The 10,472-nt window shown below is 69.1% G+C and carries 9 protein-coding genes and 1 rRNA gene; 2 read left to right on the top strand and 8 right to left on the bottom strand.

Going from position 1 to position 10,472, the window contains the following annotated elements; genetic code table 11:
- Together rrf and ACIBW9_RS25510 are read left to right on the top strand one after the other, a co-directional pair.
- Positions 1–85, top strand: a 5S ribosomal RNA gene (rrf, locus tag ACIBW9_RS25515); the annotation flags it as partial.
- A 69-nt stretch (positions 86–154) separates the two neighbouring features.
- Entirely contained in the window at positions 155–709 is a 555-nt protein-coding gene (locus ACIBW9_RS25510) for a GNAT family N-acetyltransferase (protein ID WP_398958690.1), read from the top strand.
- Positions 710–712: 3 nt separating this feature from the next.
- Here ACIBW9_RS25510 and ACIBW9_RS25505 read toward each other — a convergent pair whose 3' ends face one another.
- From ACIBW9_RS25505 to ACIBW9_RS25470, 8 genes are all read right to left on the bottom strand, one after another.
- Positions 713–2,224, bottom strand: coding sequence for a type IV secretory system conjugative DNA transfer family protein (locus ACIBW9_RS25505; RefSeq protein ID WP_398958729.1), 1,512 nt, complete (start codon positions 2,222–2,224; stop codon positions 713–715).
- Positions 2,225–2,242: 18 nt separating this feature from the next.
- Complete coding sequence (locus ACIBW9_RS25500) at positions 2,243–3,670, bottom strand: ATP-binding protein (protein WP_398958688.1); 1,428 nt, start codon at positions 3,668–3,670, stop codon at positions 2,243–2,245.
- A 13-nt stretch (positions 3,671–3,683) separates the two neighbouring features.
- Positions 3,684–5,243 (bottom strand): SCO6880 family protein, encoded by a 1,560-nt coding sequence (locus ACIBW9_RS25495; RefSeq protein WP_398958686.1) that lies wholly within the window; start codon positions 5,241–5,243, stop codon positions 3,684–3,686.
- Positions 5,240–6,577, bottom strand: coding sequence for a hypothetical protein (locus ACIBW9_RS25490; RefSeq protein ID WP_398958684.1), 1,338 nt, complete (start codon positions 6,575–6,577; stop codon positions 5,240–5,242). Before ACIBW9_RS25490 ends, ACIBW9_RS25495 begins: the two co-directional genes overlap by 4 nt.
- Positions 6,567–7,397, bottom strand: coding sequence for a hypothetical protein (locus ACIBW9_RS25485; RefSeq protein ID WP_398958682.1), 831 nt, complete (start codon positions 7,395–7,397; stop codon positions 6,567–6,569). The genes ACIBW9_RS25490 and ACIBW9_RS25485 overlap by 11 nt, the downstream gene beginning before the upstream one ends.
- Positions 7,398–7,595: 198 nt before the next feature.
- Positions 7,596–7,904 (bottom strand): hypothetical protein, encoded by a 309-nt coding sequence (locus tag ACIBW9_RS25480; protein ID WP_014673544.1) that lies wholly within the window; start codon positions 7,902–7,904, stop codon positions 7,596–7,598.
- 411 nt (positions 7,905–8,315) lie between these two features.
- Complete coding sequence (locus ACIBW9_RS25475; RefSeq protein ID WP_398958680.1) at positions 8,316–8,600, bottom strand: hypothetical protein; 285 nt, start codon at positions 8,598–8,600, stop codon at positions 8,316–8,318.
- A gap of 218 nt (positions 8,601–8,818) precedes the next feature.
- Positions 8,819–10,192 (bottom strand): peptidase S8, encoded by a 1,374-nt coding sequence (locus tag ACIBW9_RS25470; protein WP_398958678.1) that lies wholly within the window; start codon positions 10,190–10,192, stop codon positions 8,819–8,821.
- Positions 10,193–10,472: the final 280 nt, after the last annotated feature.

Genomic DNA, 10,472 nt, shown 5'->3' with positions numbered 1-10,472 from the left:
TTACATTCCGAACCCGGAAGCTAAGCCTTACAGCGCCGATGGTACTGCAGGGGGGACCCTGTGGGAGAGTAGGACGCCGCCGAACAATTATTGAGTAAACCCCGTACCGGTTATCCGGTACGGGGTTTTCTGCGTTTCGGCTACCGTGGCCTCCATGAACTACAAGATCCGTTCCATACGCGCCGACGAGTGGGGCCGGGCGAAGGCGTTGCGGCTCGCCTCGCTGCAGGATCCCGTAGCGCATCTCGCCTTTATGGAGACCTACGAGGAAGCGATCGCGCGCCCGGATTCCTTCTGGCAGGAGCGGGCGGCCGGCGCCGCCGAGGGCGCGTCCGGGGCGCAGCAGATCATTGCCGAGGGGCCCGACGGAGAGTGGGTCGGAACCTTGGTCGTGCTGGTCGAGGAGGCCGGGTCGACCGACTGGGCCGGGTTTCCGGTGGAGCGGAAGCAGGGGCATGTCGTAGGGGTTTACGTGCGGCCGGAGTGCCGGGGGATCGGGCTCACCGAGGTGCTCTTCGACGCCGGCCTGGAGTGGGCCTGGGCGCAGGGCGTGGAGCAGGTGCGGCTCATCGTGCACGAGGAGAACGGGCGGGCTCAGCGGTTCTACCGGAAGGTCGGGTTCGCGCCGACCGGGGTGACCGTGCCGTTGGAGGAGAGGCCGGGGGAGTCCGAGTTGGAGTTCGCCCTGGTGCGGGACGAGGCCGGCTGACGGCTACACCGGCAGTTCGTCGTGCGGCCAGCGGGCACGGCCCTGTTCGCGGGAGCGGAGCAGGGCCAGGGTCGGCAGGCCCCGGTCCGCTCCTGTGGCCAGGAGCTCCGGGAGCTGGGGAAGCGGGGCCACCGCCGCGACGTCGTCGAGGACGAGGGTGAGTGGTGGGTCGAGGCGACCGGAGGATGACCGTTCGGCCATGCGCCGGCCACGCTCGACCACGCTTGAGACGAGGGCCGTCAGTAGGGGCATCGCGCCCGGGTTGCTTCTGGGGTCCTCGATGGATTCCCCCACCACATAAAGCGTGCCCCCTTCATGGACGAAGGAATCCAAGGTGAGGGCATCTGTTCGGTTTGGAGTGCAGGCCTCGCGGATGTTGACCGTGAAGAGCGCGGAGAGGGCTCGGCTGGTCAACTCCTGGGCCATGTCCCGGCGTTCCGGGTGTGCGGTGAGCGCGGCCTCGAGTTCGCCCGCGGAGCCGGGGGCCGCCTTGGGATTCGTACGGAGGATGCGGACCGCGTCCTGGACCTGGGCGCCCTGGGCCCAGCGGTGGACGTGGCGGATGGTGCGGCCGTCGATCGCGGCGGCGTGCACATAGCTGCGCAGGAGCGTTTCGGCGGTGGCCGACAGGGCCTGGTCGAGTTTGGCCGTGGGGCGGATCGGGGCGAGGAGGGCGGCGGCTCTGGCCGTGGCCGTCTCTTTGTCCTCGCAGCCCGTGGTGGGGGACCAGTGGAGGCGGGCCGGGGTGTCGCAGAGGTGGGCGGGGTCGTAGAGGAGGACGGGGCCCAGCTTCGACCGGGCGTCCTTGGTGTCCGACCAGATCGCCGGGTTGGAGGTGATGACGAGGGCCGGGCCTTCCGCATCGCGTACGGCCTGGGTCGCGGTCACCTGGCGGCCTTCCCTGGGCGCTACGACGAGTCTTTCCCGGCTGCCGGTGACTCTGCCCACTGCGGCCATCCCGCTCGTCGTCGCCGGGTCGTCGGCGAAGAGGGAGGGGGAGGGGGAGGGCTCGGGCATGGACGCCGGTTCCTGGAGGAGTTCCGTCGGCTGTGGTTCGGGCGGTGCCGTCCGCGGCGTCGGGACCTCGTAGTGGGGCGGTGTCGGTGACGGCTCGGGTGCCGGGCGGTCGAGTGGTGCCGTGCGGCGCTTCAGGCGGCCTGCGCGCCAGCGCGCGAACGTGCCCATGGCGAACACCGTCAGTACGAACAGCACCATCAGCTGGCCGATGAACAGGCCCCAGAACAGGCCGTAGCCGGAGAGCTGGGTGTCCGGGGTGTCGGGCCAGGCGCCCGGGATGTCGTGAGGTCGGCCGATGAGGTGGCGCATGGCCGTAGGGGTGCGGGTGAAGGTGACGCCGTGCGGCCAGCTGCCCTTGGCGAACAGGCCGGCGAGACCGGTGGCCGTCCACACCAGCAGGGTCATGCCGAGGAGGAAGGCGAGTATGCCGAGCAGGAGCCCGTCCGGGATGCCGCCCTGCCCGTCCCGGGGGTCTCTTCGCCGGTCGTCCGGTCTCACCACGTCCCGCCTCCCCTGCTATGCCACCGTCGACTCGGACGGCCCCTCGAAGTCGCTCAGGTGCTGTTCCACGAAGGCGGCCGCGCGCTCCTCCGCCTCCAGCTCGGCGGCGCGCAGGGCGCCGTCGGCCAGGTCGCGCTCGGCGGAGGACTCCGTCATGGCGCGGTCGGTGAAGACGAGGGGGCGTTCCGTCTCGGTGACCAGGTGTTTGACGACCTGGACATTGCCGTTGACGTCCCAGACGGCGATGCCGGGGGTGAGGGTGGGGATGATCTCCACCGCCCAGCGGGGGAGGCCGAGGACGCGGCCCGTCGCCCGTGCCTCGTCGGCTTTCTGGGCGTAGATCGTCCTGGTGGACGCCATCTTCAGGATGGCCGCGGCTTCCTTGGCCGCCGCGCCGTCGACGACGTCCGACAGGTGGTGGACGACCGCCACGAAGGACAGTCCGAGCCGGCGGCCGAACTTCAGCAGCCGCTGGAACAGCTGGGCCACGAAGGGGCTGTTGATGATGTGCCAGGCCTCCTCGACCAGGAAGATGCGCTTCTTCCGGTCGGGGCGGATCCAGGTGTGTTCCAGCCATACGCCGACGATCGCCATCAGGATCGGCATGGCGATGGAGTTGCGGTCGATGTGGGACAAATCGAACACGATGAGGGGTGCGTCGAGGTCGATGCCGACCGTGGTCGGGCCGTCGAACATGCCGCGGAGGTCACCGTCGACCAGGCGGTCAAGGACCAGCGCCACGTCCAGGCCCCAGGCCCGTACGTCCTCTATGGCGACGTTCATCGCCTCGGCCGACTCGGGTTCGGGGTGCCGTAGCTGCTCGACGATGTCGGTGAGGACCGGCTGGCGTTCGACGATCGTCTCGTTGACGTAGGCGTGCGCGACCTTCAGGGCGAAGCCGGAGCGTTCGTCCAGGCCGTGGCCCATCGCGACCTCGATGATCGTCCGGAGCAGGGCGAGCTGGCCGGTCGTGGTGATCGACGGGTCGAGGGGGTTGAGGCGGATTCCGTGGTCCAGGGCCGCCGCCGGGTCCAGGCGGATGGGTGTTATCCCCAGCTCTTCGGCGATCAGGTTCCATTCGCCGACGCCGTCCTCGCCCTGGGCGTCGAGGACGACGACCTGGCGGTCGCGGAAGCGCAGCTGCCGTAGGACGTAGGTCTTCTCCAGGGCCGACTTGCCGTTGCCGGACTCGCCGAGGACCAGCCAGTGCGGGGCCGGGAGCTGCTGGCCGTACAGCTGGAAGGGGTCGTAGATGTAGCCCTTGCCGGAGTAGACCTCGCGGCCGATGATCACGCCCGAGTCGCCGAGGCCCGGGGCGGCGGTCGGCAGGTAGACCGCCTGGGCCTGGCCCGTGGAGGTACGCACGGGCAGGCGGGTCGTCTCGACCTTCCCGAAGAGGAAGGACGTGAAGGCGTCGGTCAGGACGGACAGCGGATCCCGCATCAGAACTCAGCCCCTACCTTCGGATGCCGGTGGCGAACGGGAGCGTGTTCACGAAGGCGCGGTGGTGTTCCCGGTCGCACCACTCCAGCTTGAGGTACGACTTTCCGGCCGAGGCGCGGATGGTCCGCTTGTCGCGGGCGAGGGCCTCGGGGGAGCGGGAGGAGACGGTGATGTAGCCGACCAGGTTGACGCCTGCCGCCCCGCTCGCCAGGTCCTCGCCGCGCTGGTCCAGACGGTTGTGGGCGGCGACGTCACGGGGGTCGACCGTGCGGTTCATCTTGGCGGCCCGGGAGGCCTCGGCCACGTCGTTGGTCTTCTCGGTCAGCATGCGTTCGATGGCCACCTCGGTGGGTTCGAGATCCATCGTGACGGCGACCGTACGGATGACGTCCGGGGTGTGGACGAGGAGCGGGGCCAGGAAGTTGACGCCGACGGGTGTCATCGGCCACTCCTTCACCCAGGCCGTGGCGTGGCACCAGGGCGCGCGGGTGGAGGACTCCCGGGTCTTGGCCTGGAGGTACGTCGGCTCCATGGCGTCCAGTTCGGCCGGCCAGGCGTTGCGCTTGGTCATCGCCTGGATGTGGTCGATCGGGTGGTCCGGGTCGTACATGGAGTGGATGAGGGAGGCGAGCCTGCCCTGCCCGAGGGGCTGGCGGACGCGGATGTCGGCCTCCTGGAGGCGCGAGCAGATGTCGGTGAGCTCACGGGCCATGACGACCGCGAGACCGGCGTCCCGGTCCACCTTGCGGCCGTTCTGGGGGCGGGCCGCGCGGGCCATCGCATGGGCCTCGGCCGCGAGCTCGCGGGTGAAGTGCATGCAGGCGACGAGGTAGGCGCGGTGCTGCTCGCTGCTCGTCGAGACCATCGACTGCAGTTGGTCGTACGACTGCTGCAGCCAGGCCGGCGACTTCTCGTCCCCGCGGATGGCGACGTCCTTGGCGTGGGCGTCCGGGTCGGCGGGGAGGGTGCGGGCGAGCATCTGGAGGCGGGTGACGAAGCCGTCACCGTTGGCGACGTGCTTGAGGAGCGTGCCGAAGCGGTCGACCAGGGCTTCCTGGTCCTCCGAGTCGCGCAGGCCGACGCCCGGGCCCTCGATCTCGATGGCCGCCGTCACCGTGCGGCGGTCCGCGTGGAGCAGTACGGCGATCTCGTCCGGGCCGAAGGGGGCGGCCAGCCAGGTGATGCGGCCGATGCCGGGGGGCGGGCCGATCTCGACCTCGCGCCCGTCGAGCCGCGTACCGGCCTCGATGACACCGCTGCGGTAGAGGGTGCCCTGTTTCAGGGTGCGCTTGTAGCTGCGGTTGATCTCGAACCACTTGTAGAACGTGCGGTGCTTGTACGGCACGTAGACCGCCGCGAGGGCGAGCAGCGGGAAGCCCATCAGCAGCACGATGCGCAGGGAGAGGACGGGGACGAGGAGCCCGCACATCATGCCGAGGAAAGCGCCCGCGATGATGAGCGCGATCTCGCCGGACTCACGATTCCGGCCGACGATCGCGTTCGGCCGGGCGCGGCCGATGAGATATGTACGGCGGGGCGTGACCGGATGGGACAGGTGGGACTCGGTCGTCAACGCCCTTCACCTCCCGTGCGGTTGGTACTGCTGTTGCGGGTGTTGCTGGCGTGCGGGGTGTTCACCGGGCTCGACGAACGGGGTGCGGGTGCGGCGGTGGGGACGGAGCCGCCGCCTCCGTTCGAGGGCCGGGTGCTGTGGGCGGCTACGCCGCCGCTGGCCGGGTTGGCCGGGCGGGGACCGCCGTTCGGGGACGACTGGCCGCCGCCCCCGTTGTCGTTGGCGCGGGCGCTGTGCGTCTTGATGCCCTGCGCGACCATGGTCGCCGGGGAGCTGATGACCGCGGCGGCCTTGCCCTCGGCGCCGGCCATGATGCGGTTGTTGCGGCCGTTGGCGATCTCGTCGCCGAAGCCGGGGACGAAGCGGTAGATCATCCCGGAGGCGAAGATCGCGAGCAGGATGATGGCGAGGCCGGAGACGACGGCGGCGAGGGAGTCGGGGCCTCCTCCCGAGGCGAGGGCGCCGGCGAGGCCGAGGACGATGACGATCACGGGTTTGACCAGGATGACCGCGATCATGATGCCGGCCCAGCGGCGGACGTGGCCCCACAGGTTCTTGTCCACGAGGCCGGCGTAGACGACGACGCCGAGCAGGGCGCCGACGTACAGCAGTACGGCCCGCAGATACAGCTCCAGGTAGAGGACGCCCGCGGCGAGCACGGAGACCAGCGACACGATGATCAGCATGATCGGGCCGCCGCCGATGTCGTTGCCCTTGCTGAGGGCTGTGGAGAACGTGCCGAAGAACGCGTCGGTCTGGTCGCCGGTGCCCTTCGCGATGACGTCGGTGACGGCGTCGGTCGCCGATACGACGGTGTAGAGGATCAGGGGCGTGAACGCCGAGGCCAGGACCGTCAGCCAGAGGAAACCGACCGCCTCCGAGATGGCCGTCGTGAGGGGGACACCTCGGACGGCCCGCTTGGCCACTGCGAGCAGCCAGAGGAGGAGGGTGAGGATGGCGGACGCCGCGAAGACGACTGCGTACTGCTGAAGGAACTTCTGGTTGGTGAAGTCGACGTTCGCGGTTTCTTTTACGGCGTCGCTGAGCTTGTCGATGGTCCAGGAGGCGGCTTTGGCGCAGCCTTTGGCGAGGGAGGAGAGGGGGTCGAGGGTGGAGGTGGGGTCGAGGGAGGTGGAACCGCCGGTGCCTTTGTCGCCGTTGCCGCGTTCGCAGTAGTCCTTGGCGGGGCCAACGATGAGGTCGCACTTGTCGTCCGATGTCGTCGGCGACGGTGAGGGTGCGGCGACAGCACGGGTGGCCAACAGCACGGCTGCGGTCTGTGCGGCTGTGACGGCGGCGGCGACCGTGAGTGCGCGGCGCGGGCTACCGGGCATAGGTGAAGCCTCCGTACTCCTCGACGGCCTTGGACATCTCGTCGGCGGTGGACGCCTTGCTGTCCCCGGGGACGGGTGCGGGGCCGCTCTTCTGGGAGAAGCTGTCGACCTTCCAGTCGCCGTTCGCCCAGCGCAGCTGGAGCGTCATGGTGAACCAATCGCTGGTCACTGGGTCGGCCGAGTTTTCACCGGCTGTGCCGTACAGCCCGGTGCACCAGACCTCCATGGTCGCCGTGGCGTCCGAGTAGCTCGTGGTCTTGGTGCCGATCGGCACGGTGCGCGAGACGTACGTGGAGCCGGCGGTCGGGTTGCCGTTGTCGTCCAGGCCGATGTTTCTCAGGAAGTCCCTGGAATACGCCTTGTTGAGCTTTTTCTGGAGCTCCGCCTGCTTGTCGGTGACGAAGACCTGCTGGACGATCTCGGCCCGTCGGGTCGGCTTGAGGATGTCGGCCGAAACCAGCACCGTGGCATAGTTCGCCGCCGCGCTCTGCGCCCCCTGCTGGTCGTGCGCGAACCCCGATGGAATCCCGGCGACCGACGTCCGTACCGGCTTCGTTCCGCTGGCTGCCGTGGACGCCGCGTCCGGCTTGCTGCCGCTTCCGTCGGCTGAAGAGGAATCGCCGCCTCCACGGTTCGCGAAGGCGATGGCGGCGATCAGCAGGACCACCACGCCCACCACCGTGATCAGGCTTCGGGACGAGGAGCGCCCGCCGCGGCGGGCGCCGCCGTAGACGTCGCCGGCCCCGTCGGGCAGCCGGGTCCGGGTCTGGCCCGTGCCGCCGTAACCGCCGGAGGCCTCGTGCTCGTCTCCGAGACTCATGCCGTGTACGCCCTCTCCAGCTCGTAGACATACGACGGTAGCCGTGCTGGTTCCCGCGCGGGCGCGGTGTGGTGACTCGACATCAGGGAAACGCAACCTCAGCCGGTGGGCACGACGGGCGGGTGGGGGTAGAGGGGACCGGGCGTGCCCGGAGGGGACTGGCGGACGCCTGCCGTAAACGGCCTGCTAGACGGCCATCTAGACAGCCATGCCGTACACGATGGTGAAGAGCGTGCCCAGCGAGCCGATGATGAATACCCCGGTGAGACCGGCGATGATGAGGCCCTTGCCTTGTTCCGCGCTGAAGGTGTCGCGGAGCGCGGTCGCGCCGATGCGCTGCTTGGCGGCGCCCCAGACGGCGATGCCGAGGCAGAGGAGAATGGCGACGGCCATCACCACCTCGATCATGACCTTCGCCTCGTTGCCCAGGCTGCCGAAGGGGCCCCAGTCCGGAGCGATCCCGCCGATGATGGTGTTGATGTCTCCCTTGTCGGCCGCAAAGAGCATGTAAGTCACCGCCCCTGGTGGGTAGTTCCGCAGTCCTCTGCGGGAGTGCAGAGGTCAGGCTCATTCTCGCCGACAATGCTGCCTTCGTATGTCGACTTGGCGTCATTGCATGGCGGGTTTCGTACGAATAGCTGTTAGGTCACTCTGTGTATCACGGCAGGTCACGCCGGGCAATGAGGCCTGAGCGGAACCTGTGGTGGGGTTCCGTCGTTGACCCCTCTTACGACCTGAATCGTTCCTGACGGTGGGTCGGGCGGGGGGTCGATCCGATGTTCTCCGGGTGACGGGCGAACGGATGAAGAGTATCCGGTACGGCGAACGGGCCGCGGCTGGCGGCCGCGGCCCGCTCGTTGACGCAGGGTCAGTTCCGCCCGGCCTCGCTGGTGGAGGTGGGGCGGGGCCTCGCCTCCTTCAGCGCGTGGTGCACTTCGGGTAGCTCGAACCCTCGACGCAGTTGCTGTAGGCGCTGTAGCTGACGTCTACCTCTTCCTCGTCGCCGTTCTTGGTGCGGACATTCAGCTCGTACTCGGTGTGGCAGCTGCGGGTCCGCTTCGAGCCCTTCTTCTTCGTCTTGCACTCGTGGTCCGTGTCCTTGCTGACGACGGTGCCGGTGACGTTCTTCGACGAGCTGCCGCAACCGGCCAGTGGCGCGGTGAGTGCGGCGACGGTGAGCAGGGCTGCGAGCGTGCGCTTCATGCGTTCTTCCCCCGGGGCGTCGTGGATCGGACGTCGACGTTCTCCGGAGATGGTGCCCGACGGGCTGTCACGTCCGAACATCGGGGCGTACGGGAGAACGGGCCGCGGCCGGCTGCCGTGACCCGTTTCCCTTTCCGTGCCGCCCGGGAGGCCCCACGTACTCCCTCGTGCGGGCGGCTCCCCGTGACCCGACGGGGTGGTCCTGCCGCGTACTGCTGTCAGCTCGCCGTGAAGGCGCCGAGGCCCTCGGGGGTGCCCCAGCCCGTCGGGCCGTCGTAGCCCGACTTCGCGGTGCAGAAGTAGCTGGTGGAGCAGGTGCCGTTGCTGCCGCTGGTGACGTCGTTGAGGGCGGAGGTGCCGGCCGCGTTGTAGGGGTACTGCGCCGGGTAGTCGCTGGAGCCCGGGGTGCCGGCGAGGGCGTAGACCGAGGCGATGAGCGGGGAGGAGGCGCTGGTGCCGCCGTAGGTGTTCCAGCCGGTGCCGTCGGAGCCGTAGGTGTCGTAGACGGAGACGCCGGTGGCGGGGTCGGCGACCGCGGAGACGTCAGCGATCATGCGCTTGCTGCAGCCGGTGTCGGTCTGCCAGGAGGGCTTCGCGTCGTATGCGGAGCAGCCGGAGCCGGTGCCCTCGGTGCTGCTGGTGTTCCAGACGCTCTCGGTCCAGCCGCGGCTGTTGGAGGACGTGGAGAGCTTGGTGCCGCCCACTGCGGTGACGTACTTGGAGGCGGCCGGGTATTCGGCGCCGTAGCCGCTGTCGCCGGCGCTGGCGGTGATGGCGACGCCCGGGTGCTTGTAGTACGAGGAGTCGTACGTCGTGTCCGAGGAGGACTCGGAGCCGCCGTAGCTGTTGGAGACGAACTTGGCGCCGAGCTTGACGGCCTCGTTCACCGCGGTGCCCAGGTTGGCGTCGGACGCCGACTTGGCCTCGACGAGCAGGATGTTGCAGTTCGGGCAGGTCGCGCTGACCATGTCGAGGTCGAGGGAGATCTCACCGGCCCAGCCGCTGTCGGCGGAGGGGAGGGAGGTCGTGGAGCCGGTCTGGCTGACCTTCTTGAAGCAGCCGTTGTCCGTGGTGCAGGAGCTCAGGCCGTAGTAGTCGCGATACGTGGCCAGGTCGGCCTCGGCGTTCGGGTCGTCGTAGGCGTCGACGATGGCGACGGTCTCGCCGGAGCCGTTGGAGGAGGCCGCGTCGGTGAGGCCGTATGCCGACTGGATGTCGCTCGGGCCGTAACCGGTCGGGTCGTCCTGGGCGGCGTTCGGCTTGATGGTCTTGGGGGCGACGCCCTTGAGGGCGGCCTGCTTCTCCATGAAGGCGGTGGTGCCGCCGGTGACGCGCAGGGCGTTGCACGCGGCGTAGCCCTTCTTCGGGGTGGCGCCACAGGCCTTCGTGTACTGCACGTGCGCCTTGGCGACCTGGGCGGCGATCGCCTTGGTGCTCACCTTGTGGGCGGCCGTCGTGGCCGTGGTGGCGGCGTTCGCCTGGACGGCGGTGCCGAATCCGGCGAGGACCAGCGCCGCGGTGGCCGCGGCGGCCGAGCCGACCCGGCGCCATCTGCCGGATATGTGGGGGGAGTTGGGGGTGGACGTAGGCAACGTACAGCCTCCTGGGAGTGGTGGGCAGAGGCCTGCGGTGGGGGGACTGCCGGGTGTCCTCGGCAGGGGCGGCGACCCGCGTAGACCATCGCTTGTTGAGTACGCGACAAACAAGGCAGTTTCGGAATTCTGACTTCCGCATTACTGAAGGGGGTTGGCGGATTGCTGCTCAATGACGGGGCGATGGAGGGGGGTTGGGCGTGGCTTGACTTCGCGCACAGTATTCGGACAGGTGGGGGACAGGTTTACGCGTGTCGCCTCAGGCCTATGGTCGTGGCTG

The organism is Streptomyces sp. NPDC049541, from assembly GCF_044465725.1.
Classification (GTDB): domain Bacteria; phylum Actinomycetota; class Actinomycetes; order Streptomycetales; family Streptomycetaceae; genus Streptomyces.
This window is presented reverse-complemented; position numbering and strand designations above follow the sequence as displayed.